Origin of the sequence: Tropicibacter naphthalenivorans (assembly GCF_900176475.1) — a bacterium.
GTDB classification, from domain to species: domain Bacteria; phylum Pseudomonadota; class Alphaproteobacteria; order Rhodobacterales; family Rhodobacteraceae; genus Tropicibacter; species Tropicibacter naphthalenivorans.
In genome coordinates this window covers 46,579-61,988 of record NZ_FWXX01000003.1, presented here as the reverse complement: position 1 = coordinate 61,988, position 15,410 = coordinate 46,579, and the positions used below count along the sequence as shown (strand labels likewise).

Sequence of the window (15,410 nt, the reverse complement as noted above, 5' to 3'; positions counted from 1 at the left end):
CACCCACCGTCCCGCAGGGCGTTTCGCTACAATTTGCGGGAAAGCGAGGCGGTGCGGTGACGTTCTGGCAACTTTTGCGCAGGTAGGCTGGTTGGGTGCGTAGGAGGTCGCCGATGATCCGCCCTTGGAACCTGTCATTATGTTTCGTGGCTGCCAGCCTGCCGATGCTGGGCGCAGCCTTGGTCGTGCTGGAAATGTCGCTGGGGCTGTTGGCGATGCTTGCGCTGGTTGCCTTGATCCGGTTGGCATGGCTGGACGACAATATTGTCAATGACTTGCTGGAGTCCGAGCGTTTGCCGACCGCCTATATCAACACCATGCGGCGGCGGCAGATTTGGGCGTGGCGGTTGTTTGGGGTGGCATCGGATCGCGACCCTGCCGATGTCTCGCCCAGCCTGCTTGCCACACGTCTCAAGGCAGAGGCGCAGTGCATTTCCACCGTTCTGCTGACCGGGGCCGCGCTGGTTGGGGCAGTGCTGCTGCCGGGGCTGGTGGGGGGCGTCTTCTTTGCATTGATGTTCTGGGCGGCGTGGCAGCAGATGGATCGCCTTGCGGTGACCTTGGTCGTGCTGGAATACGGTGCGGCCTTGCCCCGTGAGCGTCTGTTGTGGCGGCCCGCCTGGGTGGGGTCTTGGCTGCCTCGGGATGATGGCTAGCCGGTGATCAAACCGGGCAACGTGTCGGCGAGCAAATCCCAAAGCAGGCGGATGCGCGGGGCGGTGCGCAGCTCTCGGTGGGCGACGAGCCAGACGGGGTAGGGCAGCTCAAACTCCGGCAGGACGCGGCGCAGGGCGGGGTCTGTTGCGCCCTTTCGTTTCGGCCCGATGCAAAGGCCAAGGCCAGCGCGCGCCATATCCCAATGTACGCTGTGCGAATCCGTGAGCACGGGAAAGTTCTGCATGGTGATGGGAAAGCCCGCACCGGTCAGGGCGTCCAGCAGGTTACCGGTGTCCTCTAGCCCGATGAAGCGCGCATTGCGCAGATCTGCGGGCGTCTCGACAGGGCCAAGCTGGGCGAGGTACTCCGGGCTGGCAAAGAGCGCGGCGGCGTCCTGCGCAATCAGTTTGCCGATCAGGTCGGGCTGCTCGGGGCGGGCGTGGCGAATGGCGATGTCGGCTTCGCGCCGTTTGAGATCGCGCACGGCGTTGGAGGCGACGACCTCTAGCGAGACCTTCGGCGCGATCTGGGCGAGGCGCGCGGCGATCGGGGGCAAGAGCCACCCCGCATAAATCTCGGAGGCGGTGACCGCCACATGGCCCGCAATGTCCTGCTGCTGGCCGCTGGCGACCAGCGACACGGCGGCGGCGGCTTCGCCCATGGCGCGCATATGGGTCAACAGCTGCGTGCCCGCTTGGGTCAGGACCAGCCCGCGCCCGACCCGTTCGAACAGGGTGACGCCCAATTCCTCTTCGAGGGCCGAGACCTGCCGCCCCAAGGTCGGCTGCGTCATGTTCAAGGCACGCGCGGCGGCGGACAAAGACCCCTCTTCGGCGGTCACCAAGAAGGCCCGCGCGCGGTTCCAGTCAAAATTCACCGATCGCCAATCCATGCGGTATTGCATGGGTGAACCCCGCCAAAGTCAACATCCAAACGAAAAAGGCCCCAGGCAAACGCCCGGGGCCCCGTCTGGAGAGGAGAGAGGTTAGTTAATGGCCTCGGCGTCGACCACGTCCTTTTCGATGGCCTGCACGTTCGGCTTGGCGATTTCGATCCGACGCGGTTTCAGCGCTTCGGGGATTTCGCGCATCAGGTCGATGTGCAGCATCCCGTCTTCGTGGACAGCGCCGGTCACACGCACGTGGTCGGCCAGCTGAAAGCGGCGCTCAAACGCGCGGGTGGCGATGCCGCGATGCAGATAGGTGCGGGTCTCGTCCTCGTCGGCTTTGCGGGCCGAGACGACCAGCGCACCGTCCTTGACCTCGACCGACAGATCGGTGTCGGAAAACCCGGCGACGGCAATCGAAATGCGATAGGCGTCGTCTTCGGTTTTCTCAATGTTATAAGGGGGATAGCCTGCCGTTGCGTTTTCCGTGGTCAGCACGCGGTCCAGCATCTGGGCGATCTGGTCAAAGCCGACGGTCGAACGGTACAGCGGGGCAAAATCAAACTGTCGCATGGGAATCCTCCGTAAAGCGATCCTGTGAAGCGGCGCCTTCCCATCCGGGACAGGCGTCTGAGTTGGGCCGGAACCCAGTGTTAGGCATTCCGGTACAGATTACTTGGGATCGCAAAATCGGGGTTTCAAGGGGCTTAGGGTTTGATGAATTTTGCGCCGGTGTCGCGGCGTTCCCCGGCGGGCATGGTGGACAGACCCGCGCCGGGATTTTCCTTTTGCCCCAGAAGGATACGCAAGACGGACAGCGGCCCTTCGAGATCGGTGGCGAGCGAGACAGGGGTGCCGCCGGCCTGCGCCTTGGCCGAGACGACAGAGACGATGCTGGGCACGCCATCGCGGTCAAAGGTAAACACGGGCGAGCCGGACGCGCCGAAATCGACCTCGCAGGATAGGACCAACATGCCCTCTTGGCGCGAGAGCACCTCGCAGAGTTCCTGCAAGGATGGCGCTTCGGAGCGGTTGTGCGCATAGGATACGACGCCCACCTCGTCGCCGGTTTCCGGGCGCGCGTGGGTGGCAAAAGGCTGGATCGTGCCGTTGCGGATTGGGTGTTGCAGCTGGATCAGGGCCAGATCGTTGCGCACGCGGGCCGGGCCAATCTCGCCCTGAAAGTCGTAATCGGGGTGCGAGACCGCTTTGCGCACGCGCCGATAGGCCGCCGCGCGCCCGTTGCGCCACCCGGCAAGGAACTGAATCTCGGTCACGGGAACGCGCGCGCCGGTGGCCGGGTCAAACAGGCAATGCGCCGCGGTCAGCACCGTGTCGGGCGCGATCAGCGCGCCGGTGCAAAAGGCGGTGCCAGAGATTTCCAGCCGCCCGACGGCCTCCCACTTGCGACCGTCCTCGAGCGTGTTCAAAGACAACAGCCCCTGCGCCCACGCGGGCGCGCAGAGCACGGCCAACAGCACTGCAAATAGATAGCGCACGATCCAATTCCCCCTCAGCGCATCGTAGCTAAGACAGCATTAAGGCATGATTAGGGCAAAAGGGATTCCCGCCGTGAAAAAGCCTTAGTCCCCCGCCAGCGCAGGCGGTTTCGGCCCGCCGGTCGCCCAGTCGATCAGCTCGACCGAATGCACCACGGGCACCCCGGTGCCAGAGCCGATCTGCATCATGCAGCCGATGTTCCCGGCGGCGATCACATCGGGGTTCTTCGCCTCGAGCGTCTGGACCTTACGCGCCTTGAGCTGCTTGGAAATCTCGGGTTGCATCAGGTTGTACGTCCCGGCAGAGCCGCAGCACAGGTGGCTGTCGGCGGGCTCGACCACCTCGAAACCGACCTTTTTCAGCAGCTCCTTGGGCGCGGTTTTCACCTTTTGCCCGTGTTGCAGCGAACAGGCGGCGTGGTAGGCGACCTTGATCCCCTTGGCGGCGCCCTGCGGGACCTCCAGCTGGGTCAGCAGTTCGGAGATGTCGCAGGCGATCCCGGCGACGCGCGCGGCGTCTTGCGCCAGATCCGTGGTGCGGAACATATGCCCATAGTCCTTGACCGTGGTGCCGCAGCCCGAAGTGTTGATCACGATGGCATCCAGCCCCGCGCCGTCCATCTCGCGCGCCCAGGCGCGAATGTTGCGTTCGGCGGCGGAATGCGCCTCGGTCTCTTTGCCCATGTGATGGGTCAGCGCGCCGCAACAGCCCGCCCCCTCGGCCACCACAACCTCGCAGCCCAGACGGGTCAGCAGACGAATCGTGGCGTCGTTGATATCGGTGTTCAGCGCCTTTTGCGCGCAGCCGGTCATCAGGGCGACACGCTTGCGGCTCGGCGCGGCGGGCGCAAAGCTCTGCGGATCGTCGTTGCGCGACACCGGGGGGATGGTCTTGGGGGCCATCTCCAACATCGCGCGCAGGCGTTCGTCGGGCATCAGGAAACTGAACGGACGCCCGATCTTGGCCGCCAGCAAGGCCAGCCGAAAGCGCCCCGGATAGGGCAGCACCTGCGCCAGAACCCAGCGCAAGGCGCGATCCGTCCAAGGCCGCTGATAGCGGTCCTCGATATAGGCGCGGGCGTGGTCGACGAGGTGCATGTAGTGCACGCCAGAGGGACAGGTCGTCATGCAGGCCAGACAGCTCAGGCAGCGGTCCACGTGCTGCACCGTCTTGGCGTCGGGCACTCGCTCATTTTCCAGCATGTCCTTGATCAGGTAGATGCGCCCGCGCGGGCTGTCCAGCTCGTCGCCCAGCACCTGGTAAGTGGGGCAGGTCGCGGTGCAAAAGCCGCAATGCACGCAGGCCCGCAGGATGTCATTGGCGCGCGCCGTGCCGGGATCGGTCAGCTGCTCGGGGGTAAATTTCGTCTGCATATCGGTGTCCTCAAGGGGTCTTGTCGCCCCATCCTCCGGGGGGCGTCAGGCGCCCGTCATCATCCGCGCCGTGGCCAGCCCGAACCACGGCAAAGTCGTCGCCAGCAGCGCCAGAACGGTCACCCAGCGGCGGGTCTGGCCATACACGCGGCGGCGCAAAGCCTGCGCCACCATGGCCACCGCCAGCACCCAGGCCAGCCACATGGCCGCCAGTGACATGGTCACATCGCTGGTTTGCAGGCGCACAGCCGCGCCCATGGCGACCACCACGCTCGCCGCCAGCCCGGCCAGCAAAGGCACGCGCGCCGGCAGCCGCAGCACCAGCGCACAGACCAGCGGTCCGGCGACAAAGGTGATGGCAAAAGCGATCAGCGCGGTGGTGTTCATCAGCCCATGATCCCGAGGTTGAGAATCCCTCTCGGGTCAAATTTCGCACGAATTCCTTGCGTTAGTCTTGCCACGGGCGCGGGCTCCGGCTGGAAACGCGGCAGCGCCGGGTCCGGTGTCTTGACCAAGGTCGCGTGTCCGCCAAGGCGCGCGGCCCTTTGTTGCAACGTCCCGTGCAGACCCGCCACGTCGCCCCGCGCCGCCACCCAGATCAAGCCGCCGCCCCAGTCCAGCATCACGTCCACGTCCAGCCCTTGGACCATCTCCAAGGCACGCCCCGGCACTGTGCTGATCCGCCAAACCGCATCGTGGCCAGCAAAACCGCTGACGTCCCGCACCTGCGCCCACAGGCCCGCGGCGTCCTCCTCGATCCGCGCTCCGTCAAACATCGCGCTCAGCTGCCCGGCACGATAGCGCACCGACCCCTCAAAGCCTTCGATCCGCAGCAACGTCCTCTCGCCGAAATGCGCCGCCCCCGTCACCTGATAGGGCGAGGTCAGCCCCCGCGACATGGCCGCCACCGCGTCGCCCAGCGACAGCCCCTCCAGCACCAGCGTCACGCTGGCCTCGGGCTTGGGCGCGACCCGCAGGCTCACCTCGGTCAACACCCCCAGCGTGCCATAGGCCCCGGCCTGCAACTTGACCAAGTCATAGCCGGTGACGTTCTTCATCACCCGCCCGCCGTTCTTGATGACCTGCCCTAAGCCGTCGACAAAACGCACCCCCAGCAGGCAATCCCGGCACGCGCCCGACGGGGCAACCCTGCGCGGCCCCGATACATTCGCCGCCACCACGCCGCCAATGGTCGGCTCCCCCACAGAGCCCAGCACACCCCGATGGTCCATCGGCTCAAAGGCCAGCATCTGCCCCTCGGCCTCCAACGCCGCCTCGATCTGCGCCACCGGCGTCCCCGCCTGCGCCACAAGCGTCAACGCCCCCGGCTCATACAACGTGATCCCGGACAAGCCCCCGGTCTCCAGCACGGCTCCCTCGGCCAAGAGCCCACGCGTCCCGCCGCCCCGCACTGCCAAAGGCCCCGTCGCCCCGGCCACCGCCTCGGCCATCTCCGCCTCGCTGGCAGGTCTCAAAACGTCCATGCTTCTTCTCTTTCCAAATATCCTGGGGGTGAAGCCCGCAGGGCGAGGGGGCAACGCCCCCATTCTATCCGACCACAGCGCGCCTCTGGCGCGACGGGGCTAGCCACCTCTCTTCTTCTTTGAGGCTACTCCGCCGCCAAAGCCGCCGCCCGATGCCCGTCCGACGCCCCCAAAGGAAACACCTTGGCCGGGTTCAGCAGCCACTTGGGGTCAAACACGTCCTTCACCGCCATCTGTGCCTCCAGATCGGCGGGCGTGTACTGGTGGCTCATCAAATCGCGCTTCTCGATGCCGACGCCATGCTCGCCGGTCAGGCAACCGCCCACCTCGACGCACAGCTTCAAAATATCCGCGCCAAACGCTTCGCACAGCTCCAGCTGCCCTGGCGCATTGGCGTTGAACAGGATCAGCGGGTGCATGTTCCCGTCCCCTGCGTGGAACACATTCGCCACCTCCAAGCCGTACTCCTTGGACATCTCGCCAATCCGGCGCAGCACATACGGCAGCTCGGTCACCGGGATTGTCCCGTCGAGACACATGTAATCGTTGATGTTTCCCATCGCGCCAAAGGCCGACTTGCGGCCCAGCCAGATGCGCGCGGCCTCATCGGCGTCGCGGGCTTCGCGCAGCTCGACAGGGTTGTGCCGCAAGGCGATCTCCTTGATCTTGGCCAATTGCTCTTCGATCTCGCAGGGCGCGCCTTCGACCTCGATGATCAGCAACGCCTCGCAATCCGGGTAGCCCGCCTTGGCGAAATCCTCGGTGGCGCGAATACACGGCGCGTCCATGAACTCGATCGCCACGGGCAAGACGCCCGCCTTGATGATGTCCGACACACAAGCCCCCGCGACCTCGTTGGAATCGTACCCGATCAGCACCGGCAAGGCCCCTTCGGGCTTGCGCAGGATCCGCAAGGTCGCCTCTGTCACCACGCCCAGCTGCCCTTCGGAGCCGCAGACCACGCCCAAGAGGTCGATCCCGCCCGCGTCCATATAGGCGCCGCCCAGCTCGACCACGGTGCCGTCCATCTGCACCAAGGTCACGCCCAGCAGGTTGTTCGTCGTCACGCCGTACTTCAGGCAATGCGCCCCGCCAGAGTTCATGGCGATGTTCCCGGCAATGGCGCAGGCCAGCTGCGACGAGGGGTCCGGCGCGTAAAAGAAATCGTCCGCCTCGACCGCGCCGGTCACGCTCAGGTTCGTGCGCCCGGTCTGCACGCGGATGTAACGGTTGTCGTAGTCGGTCTCCAAAACCGCGTTCATCCGCGCCACCCCAAGGATCACCGAATCCGCCGTGGGCAACGCCCCGCCCGCGAGCGATGTGCCAGAGCCGCGCGGCACCACCGACACGCCTTCTTCATGACAGATGCGCAAAACGTCCGACACCTCTTGAGTCGTCGAGGGCAAGACCGCGGCCAAAGGCGGGCAGCGATAGGCGGTCAGCGCGTCGCATTCATAGGCGCGCGTCTCGGCCTCGTCGTGGATCACCGCGCCTGCGGGCAATACCGCCTGCAACCGGTCCACGATCCGCGCCTTTTTCGCCAAGATGGCGCCGTTCGGCTCTGGCATTTGCATCCGAGGTCTCCTTCCGCGTGACGGGAAACGCTATAATTGGTCAGGTTATATAACCAAAGCGCAGATTTTACGAGAGCGATTTCTGCGGCATCTTGCACTTTCCCCCGCGCTCAGGCCATCTGCGGGCATGGCATGGGTCAAGATCATACATATTCTCTGCGTCATGGGGTGGATGACCTCTATTTTCGCAGTTCCACGCGCGATCATTTACTGGAAGCGTGAGCACGCCCGTCTGGGTGAAAACGGGCCGCTCGGCGATTTGACGTACCGTCTGTATCGCTTTTCCTTTGGCCTTGGGATCATCGCGATCATCACCGGGATCTGGTACGGCACATGGCTGGGCTGGCCCGCATGGCTGCATCTCAAGGTCACGCTGGTCGTGCTGCTGGCAGGCCATTACCTGTGGACCGGTCGGCTGGTGAAACGCGCGCAACAAGGCATTTTCACCGAAAGCGACCTGTGGCTGCGCATCTTCAACGAAGTCAGCGTCTTTGCCACCATCGCGATCCTCTGGGCCGTGGTGGCGCAACCCTTCTGATGCTGGATTTCGCCGCCATTGCGCAGGCCTTTGGCCGCTGGGATGCCATTGCGCTGGCCGTGCTGGCCGCCGCGTGGATCGGCTCGACCCTTTTGATCGAACATTCGCCCAAGCGCCGCCCCTCAACCGCCAACCTGATGGCGCAATATCGACGCCTGTGGATGGAGCAACTGGTGACGCGCACGCCGCGCATCTTTGACAGCTCTATCGTCTCGCAACTGCGTCAAAGCACGTCGTTCTTTGGCTCGGCCTCGATGATTGCCATCGGTGGGGGCTTTGCTCTGCTGGGGAACGCCGATCAGTTGCGCGGCGTGGCCCAGGACCTGACGCATACCGCCGATCCCGTTTTGGTGCTGGAGCTCAAGGTGATGCTGCCGCTGGCCTTGGCGATCAACGCGTTCCTCAAGTTCGTCTGGTCGAACCGGCTGTTTGGCTATTGCTCGGTCTTGATGGCGGCGGTGCCCAACGATGTGACGGACCCGGTCGCCTATCCGCGCGCCGCCAAGGCCGCAGAGATCAACATCACCGCCGCGCGCAGCTATAACCGTGGGCTGCGGTCGGTCTATTTCGGCATCGCCAGCACCGCTTGGCTGATGGGGGCGCTGCCTTTGCTGGTGGCGACGCTGTTCACCTTGGCGGTGATCCTGCGGCGCGAGTTCTGGTCGACCTCGCGCGCGGTGCTGTTGGACCTGTCGGACAAGACGCCCTAGGTGCGACCCTCGCGCAGCCACGCGCCGATGATCATCGCAGAGGCCAGTAGCAAGACCAGCCACGCGGGCAGCAGCGGCGTTTGCCGCACGTCCAGCGTTTCATAGGCCTCACGCGGGGTGATCCCGATCCAGCCGCGCCCCGCCGCAGGTCGCCCGGCGCGCACTGTGCGGACCGTGGGCACGCCCTCTTGCAGGCGCAAGACGCCGCCGCGCATGGTGTCGATCAAGGGTTCCAAAGCCTCACCGCTGGCGATGGTCTGGACGAACTCGCGCGGGGCGGCAGGGCCAAGGCCGACAACCGAGGTCAGATCGCCTTCGGCCAGCCGATAGAGGCCAATCTCTGGCCCATCGTAAACCGCCTCGAACCGCCCCGGAGTGACTTCGGTCAGGGGCACCTGCACCTCGGAGCCATCCGGCCCGGTCACCGTCACCGCGCCCACGTCATCGGTCAAACTCCGGCGGATGATGCGCATAGTCTGACCGTTCGGCTCGGCCCACAGCGCCTCTTCCTCGAGCTGGGGTTCCTTCATCATCCAATGGGCCAGACGTCGCAGCAGTTCCATCTGCGGGCCGCCGCCCTCGAATCCACGGTTCCACAGCCACGCCTGATCCGAGGCGAGCAAGGCCACGCGCCCTTCGCCCACACGGTCGAGGATCAGCAAAGGCCGATCGTCCACGCCGGACATGACCACGTCGCCTTGCAGCGGCTCGACTTCGATCTGGCGCAGCCAGCGGCCCCAGTCATCCGCCCCTTGCAGGCCAGCAGTCACCGGATGGCGCTGCCCCAGATCGGTGACGGTGGGGCGGTAGCCCTCTTCCACCACGCGGGCGGTGGGCTCGGCGGGCATGATCTCTGCCAAGGGGGAGCGATAGATCGAATCCGCGCTGGCAAAGTCCGGCCCGGCGGCGACCAGCACCGCGCCGCCGTTTTCCACGTAGTTGCGGACGTTATCGAGGTAGATCGCAGGCAGGATGCCGCGCCGCTTGTAGCGGTCAAAGATGATCAGGTCGAAGTCGTCGATCTTTTCCAAGAACAGCTCGCGCGTCGGAAAGGCGATCAGCGACAGCTCGTTCACCGGGACGCCGTCCTGCTTTTCCGGGGGGCGCAGGATGGTGAAATGCACGAGGTCCACGGAACTGTCGGATTTCAAGAGGTTCCGCCACGTGCGCCCGCCTGCGTGCGGCTCACCCGAGACCAGAAGCACACGCAGCCGGTCGCGTACGCCGTTGATCTGAACCAGCGCGGTGTTGTTGCGGTCGGTCAGCTCGCCGTCGGCCTCGGGGACGGTGAACTGGATCACGTTCAGCCCGCCGTGGGGCAGGGTGATGGGCAGCGTGAGGTCTTGTCCAATCGGAACGGTAAAGGTCTGCGGCGGCTCGCCGTCGACAGAGATCAGGATCGGCGTTTGGCTCGCGCCGGGGGCGGCGCCGTCGTCCTCGATACGCAGGGTTAGCTCGACCTCTTCGCCAAGGATCGCAAAGGCCGGGGCGTTGCGCACGATCAGGCGGCGGTCCCAGTCGGTGTCTTGGCCGGTCATCAGCAGGTGCAGCGGCGCGGGCAGGTCGGGGGCCTGTTCCAGATCGTGCAAGCGCCCGTCGGACAGCAGGAAAATCCCGGCGATGCGCCCGCGCGGTTCCTCGGCCATGGCGGCGGACAGCGCGCTCATCAACCGGGTGCCGCCGTCGCCGTCTGCGTCGCCCACGGGAATGCGGCGGGTTTCGGTGTTGGGGCGGGCCGTCAGCATCGCCTCTAGCTGGTCGGCGGCGTCTTCGGTGACGCCCGCGCGCTCGGCCAGCCGCTGCGAGGCAGATTGATCGACCACCATCAAGACGATGTCGGACAGCGGCGCGCGGTCTTCGACCTGCCACGACGGTTGCGCCAGCGCGCCGACAAGGACCAAGCCCGCCAGCCCGCGCAAAGCCCAGCCGGACAGCCCGCGCCACAGCGCCAAGGCGGTGCCCGCCAAAGCCAGAACCGCCAGCGCGACGATCAGCGCCCAAGGCAGCAGAGGGTCGAAAACGATATCTGAGGTCATTGGCCCAACCTGTCCAGCAACGCAGGCACATGGACCTGATCGCTTTTGTAATTGCCCGTCAGGACGTGCATCACGAGGTTGACGCCAAAGCGATAGGCGATCTCGCGCTGGCGTTCCCCGGTAAAGCCGCGACCCAGCGGCAGCAGCGGCGCGCCCTGCGCGTCAACGGCCCAGGCGGCTGCCCAGTCGTTGCCGCCGATCACCACCGGCGTGACGTTGTCGTTGAGGTCGCGAAAGGGCATCCCTTCTATCAGCTCGGCGTCGGGCGGGGCGGCCTCGACCCAGATGCCGCGCCCGACATAGCGGCCCGGAAAGTCCTGAAGCAGGTAAAAAGTGCGCGTCAGCACGTGGTCCTGCGGGATCGGTTCGAGCGGGGGAATGTCCAGCGGGGCGGCGAGTTGTTGCAGCTTGCGCGCCTCGGGGGTGCCGCTGCCAAAGCCCGCGATATCGGCGTCGCGCGTGTCGAACAGGATCATCCCGCCCGAGCGCAGATAGGTGTTCAGCTTGGCGTAGGCATTGGCGCTTGGCTTCGGTTGATCGGTGGTCACAGGCCAGTAGAGCAGCGGGTAGAACGCCAGCTCGTCGGTTTCCAGATTGACGCCCATGGGGGTGGCAGGCTCCACCGAGGTGCGGAAATACAGCGTGTCCGACAGCCCGCGCAGGCCTGCCTGAGCCAGATCGTCCAGCGCCTGGTCGCCGGTCAGGACGTGGGCGAGAACGACCTCCGAGGTCGCGGCAAGGGCCAGCGCGTCGGCGTCCTGCGCGTAGCTGTCCTGCGGGGCAATCGCCAGCGCCAGCAGCACGGCGGCGGCACGCGCGCCCATCAGACGGCCCGACAAAGCGAGCGAGGCGACCACATCGGCCAGCAGCAGGGCAATCGCCCCCGCCAGCAGCCAACCGGCGAGGGGGCGTTCCTGCGGGCGGGTCAGCCCTTCGACGGGAATGGTCTGCGGCCAGTCGGTGGGGGTCAGCACGGTGTCGGCGGTGACGACATTGCGCGCGAGGCTGCGGTCTTCGCCCGTGTACAGACCCGGACGCAGATCGGGGCCAAGCGGGGCGGCAACCAGATCAGGCCCGTCAACGCCGGGCAACGTATCGCCCTCCTGCACCCGGCCAAAGGCGTCGAGCACCACGGCGGGTTGCCAGACGGTGCCCTCCATGTCTGCGATCTCGGGCTGGGTGGTCGCGGACGAGACCGCCAGCCGTTCCAGCATCTGCACGAACAGGCCCGACAGCGGCAGGGTGGACCATTCGGCGTTGGCGGTGACGTGGAACAGCACAACCTGCCCCTGCCCAACGGCTTTGCGCGTGACCAAGGGCGTGCCGTCCGTTAGTTGCGCGATCACGCGGTCGGCCAGCGTCGGATCGGGCTGGGCCATGACCTGTGAGTTCACCGTCACGTCATCCGGGATCGGCAGCCCGGCAAAGGGGCTATCCTCGGGAAAGGCGGCCAGCGCCTTGGGTTCGCCCCAGCTCATGGCGCCGCCGACGGTCCGCCCGCCAGCGCGCAGGCGCACGGGCATCAGGGGGTCTTCGGCATCGCGCGAGACATCGGACGCCGCCAGACGCGGCCCGGCAAAGCGCAGCAGCATCCCGCCTTTTTCCAGCCATTCGGTGACGGCCTCGGCCTCTGACGGGCTAAGCGTCGCCACATCGGCCAGCACGATCACATCGGGGTTGGCGGGCAGAATGTCGGTCAGCGCGCCGTCCAGCAGGTCAGCGGTGGGTTGCAGCGCCTTATCAAGGTAATGCAGGGGCGAGAGCAGCTCGAGCCCCTCGCGGTCCTCGCGCCCGGCGATAAGCGCGACCTCGCGGCGGCGCAGGCTGTCGTCGGGCAGGGTCACGGTCCCGGCGCTGCGTTGGCCTTCGATTTCAAAGCGTTCGATGCGGGCGCGCAGCTCGGCGGGGATCGACAGCTCGATCTGGGCGTCGGTTGCACCGCTGGCAAAGGTCACGGGCGTGCGCAGCAGAACGCCGGGGTTGCCGGCGGGGTCTTTGCCTTGTGCCAGAAGGTTCAATTCGGTCTCACCGGCCCCGCGCAGACGGCGCATCGTCACCAGCAGATTGCCGTCCTGCACCACGGCAGGCTCCAGCGCGTAAAGCATCCGAGGCGCTTCGAACACGGTTAACGTGCCACGCGCTTGAAGGGCGTCCAGCAGGGGTGCGCGGCTGTCGCGATCCAACCCGTCGCTGAGCCAATAGCTGTCGAAATCGCTGTCCGGCAGGGCGGTCAGGGCGCGCTGCAAGGTCTGGTCGCTGGGCTCCCATGAACGCGGCTCTTGCCCCGACAGGCGGGAGCGCAGCACGTCGGCGGACAGGAACTGCACCGGCTGCGGATCGGTCAGGCGCAGGATGGCGACGGGGCGGTCACCCCGGCCTGCTTCGGACAGGACCCCTTCGACGGCGGTCAGGCGGGCGGGCCAATCGGCGGCCGAAGCCCAAGAGGCGTCCATCACGATCAGCAAAGGCCCGCTGCCCGCGGTTTCCGAGCCAGACCGGGGGTTTAGCACCGGCCCCGCCAGCCCAAGGATCACCGCCGCGACCGCCAGCATCCGCAGCAGCAGCAGCCACCACGGCGTGCGGTCGGTCACCTGTTCGTCGTCGCGCAGCCCCAGCAGCAAAGCCACGCCGGGGAACATCCGCCGCACCGGCGCGGGCGGCACCGCGCGCAGGATCACCCAAAGCACCGGCAGCGCCAGCAGCCCCAGCAACAGCCAAGGCGAGGTAAAGCCGATCGCGCCGAAAATCGTCATCCGTGACCTCCATCCAGCGCGCGGTACACCCACAGCAGGGCGGATTGCGCGCTATGATCGGTATGGTGAACAAGATGTTGCCAACCGGTTAACCGACACAGTTTGTCCAGCCGATCCTTGCGTTCGGCGAGACGCTCCAGATAGCGCTCGCGCAGGTCGGCGGCTTTGAGCGTCTCATGGGCGATGCTGCCGCCGACGCTGTGGAAAATGGTGCGCCCTTTGAAGGGGAAACTCTCTTCGGCGGGGTCCAGAACGTGCAGCAGCACGCCGCGCACGCCGCGATCGGCGGCCTTGGTCAGGGCGGCCTCAATCGGGTCGAGATCGCCCATGAAATCCGAAACGAACAGCGCGCGCGCATGGGGCAGCATCCCGCGCGCCTTGGGTTCGGCGTAGTCGTCGGCACCGTCTTCGGAAAACATCTCGGCGAGCCGCAAGACCTGCGCATCGCCGCGCCGAGGCGGCAGGTTCCAGCCGGTCAGGCCCACACGCTCGCCGCCCCGGATCAGCAGGATCGCGGTGGCGAGGGTCACCAGACGGGCGCGGTCGGCCTTGGTCGGTAGGGCGTCAGAGGACGCAAAGCGCATGGACGCGCCGGGATCAAGCCAGATTTGCACGCTCTGCGCGATCTGCCATTCGCGTTCGCGCACGAATTGCTCGTCCCCCCGGCCAGAGCGCCGCCAGTCGATGGACCGAAAGCTGTCGCCCGCCTGCAAGGGCCGGTATTGCCAGAAATCGTCGCCCAGACCTGCGCGGCGGCGGCCGTGTTCGCCCAGCAGGACGGTGCCCGCCAGTTGCTCGGCGCGGGCCAGCAGCGCGGGAAAGCGGCTGGCCTCTTGTTGGGCGCGCGACCTGAGCTGGGCGACATCGCTCACGCGGCGGCCTCGCGGCGGGTCAGGGTGGCGGCGACCTCGTCGATCAGCTTGCCAAGGTCTTCGCCTCGTGCCCGCGCGCTAAAGGTCAGCGCCATGCGGTGCACCAAAACCGGCTTGGCCATGTCCAGCACGTCTTCGGGCGAGGGGGCCAGACGACCCTGAAGCAGCGCCCGCGCCCGCACGGTCAGCATAAGCGCTTGCGCAGCGCGCGGCCCCGGGCCCCACGCCACCATGTCGCGGACCGCTTCGGGCGCGCTGGGATCGTCGGGGCGGAAGGCGCGCACCAGATCAAGGATCTGCTCGACCACCGCATCGCCCACCGGCATCCGCCGCAGCAGTTTCTGCGCCGCGATCAGCGAGGGGCCGTCGAACACCTGATGCGACTCGGCCTCTTCGGTGCCGGTGGTGGCCAGAAGGATGCTGCGCTCGGTGTCGCGGTCGGGATAGGCCACGTTGATCTGCACGAGGAAACGGTCGAGCTGCGCTTCGGGCAGGGGATAGGTGCCCTCTTGTTCGATGGGGTTCTGCGTCGCCAAAACGTGGAAGGGCGCGTCCAAAGCGCGGGTTTCCCCGGCGACGGTCACAACCTTTTCCTGCATCGCTTGCAGCAGCGCCGACTGGGTGCGCGGCGAGGCGCGGTTGATCTCATCCGCCATCAAAAGCTGGCAAAAGATCGGGCCGCCGATGAACTTGAAGCTGCGCGAGCCGTCCGCGCCGGTCTCCAGCACTTCGGAGCCCAGAATGTCAGCGGGCATCAAATCGGGTGTGAACTGCACGCGGTTGCCGTTCAGCCCCATCACCGTCGACAGCGTTTCCACCAGCCGCGTCTTGCCGAGGCCCGGCAGGCCGATCAGCAACGCGTGCCCGCCACACAGCAGAGAGGCCAGCACCAGCTCGACCACGCGCTCTTGGCCGATGAACCGGGCTTCGATGGAACGCTTGGCCTCGGCCAGCTTGTCTTCGAGAGCTTCGATCTCGGAAACGAGGTCTTCGGCCATGTCATCTCTCCAATTGCAACCTATGTTAG

The 15,410-nt window shown here is 66.2% G+C and carries 14 protein-coding genes; 3 read left to right on the top strand and 11 right to left on the bottom strand.

The features are described 5' to 3' along the window. Positions 1-113: 113 nt before the first annotated feature. A complete protein-coding gene (locus B9A11_RS08275; protein ID WP_058247931.1) occupies positions 114-656 on the top strand; it encodes a hypothetical protein in 543 nt (180 codons plus the stop codon). Here B9A11_RS08275 and B9A11_RS08270 read toward each other — a convergent pair. The 7 genes from B9A11_RS08270 to B9A11_RS08240 all read right to left on the bottom strand — a co-directional run bounded on the left by B9A11_RS08270 (position 653) and on the right by B9A11_RS08240 (position 7,474). Beyond that, positions 653-1,561, bottom strand: a complete 909-nt coding sequence (locus B9A11_RS08270) for a LysR family transcriptional regulator (RefSeq protein ID WP_058247930.1) — start codon at positions 1,559-1,561, stop codon at positions 653-655. The genes B9A11_RS08275 and B9A11_RS08270 overlap by 4 nt on opposite strands. A gap of 81 nt (positions 1,562-1,642) precedes the next feature. After that, complete coding sequence (locus B9A11_RS08265; protein WP_058247929.1) at positions 1,643-2,116, bottom strand: Hsp20 family protein; 474 nt, start codon at positions 2,114-2,116, stop codon at positions 1,643-1,645. 134 nt (positions 2,117-2,250) lie between these two features. Further along, entirely contained in the window at positions 2,251-3,045 is a 795-nt protein-coding gene (locus tag B9A11_RS08260; RefSeq protein WP_058247928.1) for a trypsin-like serine peptidase, read from the bottom strand. An 81-nt stretch (positions 3,046-3,126) separates the two neighbouring features. After that, positions 3,127-4,416, bottom strand: a complete 1,290-nt coding sequence (glcF, locus tag B9A11_RS08255; protein WP_058247927.1) for a glycolate oxidase subunit GlcF — start codon at positions 4,414-4,416, stop codon at positions 3,127-3,129. 45 nt (positions 4,417-4,461) lie between these two features. Then, the gene (locus B9A11_RS21110) at positions 4,462-4,803 is read right to left on the bottom strand and encodes a hypothetical protein (protein ID WP_058247926.1); all 342 of its coding nucleotides are present in this window, start codon (positions 4,801-4,803) and stop codon (positions 4,462-4,464) included. Continuing rightward, the gene (locus B9A11_RS08245; RefSeq protein WP_058248209.1) at positions 4,803-5,891 is read right to left on the bottom strand and encodes an FAD-binding protein; all 1,089 of its coding nucleotides are present in this window, start codon (positions 5,889-5,891) and stop codon (positions 4,803-4,805) included. The genes B9A11_RS21110 and B9A11_RS08245 overlap by 1 nt, the downstream gene beginning before the upstream one ends. A gap of 134 nt (positions 5,892-6,025) precedes the next feature. After that, positions 6,026-7,474: an FAD-linked oxidase C-terminal domain-containing protein gene (locus tag B9A11_RS08240; RefSeq protein WP_058247925.1), complete on the bottom strand. Its 1,449-nt coding sequence runs from the start codon at positions 7,472-7,474 to the stop codon at positions 6,026-6,028. Between the two features lie 127 nt (positions 7,475-7,601). On the opposite strand from B9A11_RS08240, the gene B9A11_RS08235 reads away from it, so the two are divergent. Both B9A11_RS08235 and B9A11_RS08230 read left to right on the top strand, forming a co-directional pair. After that, positions 7,602-8,012, top strand: coding sequence for a CopD family protein (locus B9A11_RS08235; protein WP_058247924.1), 411 nt, complete (start codon positions 7,602-7,604; stop codon positions 8,010-8,012). After that, positions 8,012-8,722, top strand: coding sequence for a DUF599 domain-containing protein (locus tag B9A11_RS08230; protein WP_058247923.1), 711 nt, complete (start codon positions 8,012-8,014; stop codon positions 8,720-8,722). Before B9A11_RS08235 ends, B9A11_RS08230 begins: the two co-directional genes overlap by 1 nt. On the opposite strand, the gene B9A11_RS08225 is transcribed toward B9A11_RS08230, so the two are convergent. The 4 genes from B9A11_RS08225 to B9A11_RS08210 are packed head-to-tail and all read right to left on the bottom strand — an operon-like array spanning position 8,719 to position 15,381. Next, the gene (locus B9A11_RS08225; RefSeq protein WP_058247922.1) at positions 8,719-10,758 is read right to left on the bottom strand and encodes a glutamine amidotransferase; all 2,040 of its coding nucleotides are present in this window, start codon (positions 10,756-10,758) and stop codon (positions 8,719-8,721) included. The genes B9A11_RS08230 and B9A11_RS08225 overlap by 4 nt on opposite strands. Beyond that, positions 10,755-13,511: a DUF4159 domain-containing protein gene (locus tag B9A11_RS08220; RefSeq protein ID WP_058247921.1), complete on the bottom strand. Its 2,757-nt coding sequence runs from the start codon at positions 13,509-13,511 to the stop codon at positions 10,755-10,757. Before B9A11_RS08220 ends, B9A11_RS08225 begins: the two co-directional genes overlap by 4 nt. Further along, positions 13,508-14,383 (bottom strand): DUF58 domain-containing protein, encoded by an 876-nt coding sequence (locus B9A11_RS08215; RefSeq protein ID WP_058247920.1) that lies wholly within the window; start codon positions 14,381-14,383, stop codon positions 13,508-13,510. Before B9A11_RS08215 ends, B9A11_RS08220 begins: the two co-directional genes overlap by 4 nt. Further along, positions 14,380-15,381 (bottom strand): AAA family ATPase, encoded by a 1,002-nt coding sequence (locus B9A11_RS08210; RefSeq protein WP_058247919.1) that lies wholly within the window; start codon positions 15,379-15,381, stop codon positions 14,380-14,382. The genes B9A11_RS08215 and B9A11_RS08210 overlap by 4 nt, the downstream gene beginning before the upstream one ends. Positions 15,382-15,410 lie beyond the last annotated feature (29 nt).

Coding starts and splice junctions, on each gene's coding strand:
- B9A11_RS08210 (WP_058247919.1), bottom strand. CDS start 15,381: ATGGCCGAAGACCTCGTTTCCGAGATCGAAGCTCTCGAAGACAAGCTG.
- B9A11_RS08220 (WP_058247921.1), bottom strand. CDS start 13,511: ATGACGATTTTCGGCGCGATCGGCTTTACCTCGCCTTGGCTGTTGCTG.
- glcF (WP_058247927.1), bottom strand. CDS start 4,416: ATGCAGACGAAATTTACCCCCGAGCAGCTGACCGATCCCGGCACGGCG.
- B9A11_RS08225 (WP_058247922.1), bottom strand. CDS start 10,758: ATGACCTCAGATATCGTTTTCGACCCTCTGCTGCCTTGGGCGCTGATC.
- B9A11_RS08270 (WP_058247930.1), bottom strand. CDS start 1,561: ATGCAATACCGCATGGATTGGCGATCGGTGAATTTTGACTGGAACCGC.
- B9A11_RS08240 (WP_058247925.1), bottom strand. CDS start 7,474: ATGCAAATGCCAGAGCCGAACGGCGCCATCTTGGCGAAAAAGGCGCGG.
- B9A11_RS08275 (WP_058247931.1), top strand. CDS start 114: ATGATCCGCCCTTGGAACCTGTCATTATGTTTCGTGGCTGCCAGCCTG.
- B9A11_RS08235 (WP_058247924.1), top strand. CDS start 7,602: ATGGCATGGGTCAAGATCATACATATTCTCTGCGTCATGGGGTGGATG.
- B9A11_RS08265 (WP_058247929.1), bottom strand. CDS start 2,116: ATGCGACAGTTTGATTTTGCCCCGCTGTACCGTTCGACCGTCGGCTTT.
- B9A11_RS08230 (WP_058247923.1), top strand. CDS start 8,012: ATGCTGGATTTCGCCGCCATTGCGCAGGCCTTTGGCCGCTGGGATGCC.
- B9A11_RS21110 (WP_058247926.1), bottom strand. CDS start 4,803: ATGAACACCACCGCGCTGATCGCTTTTGCCATCACCTTTGTCGCCGGA.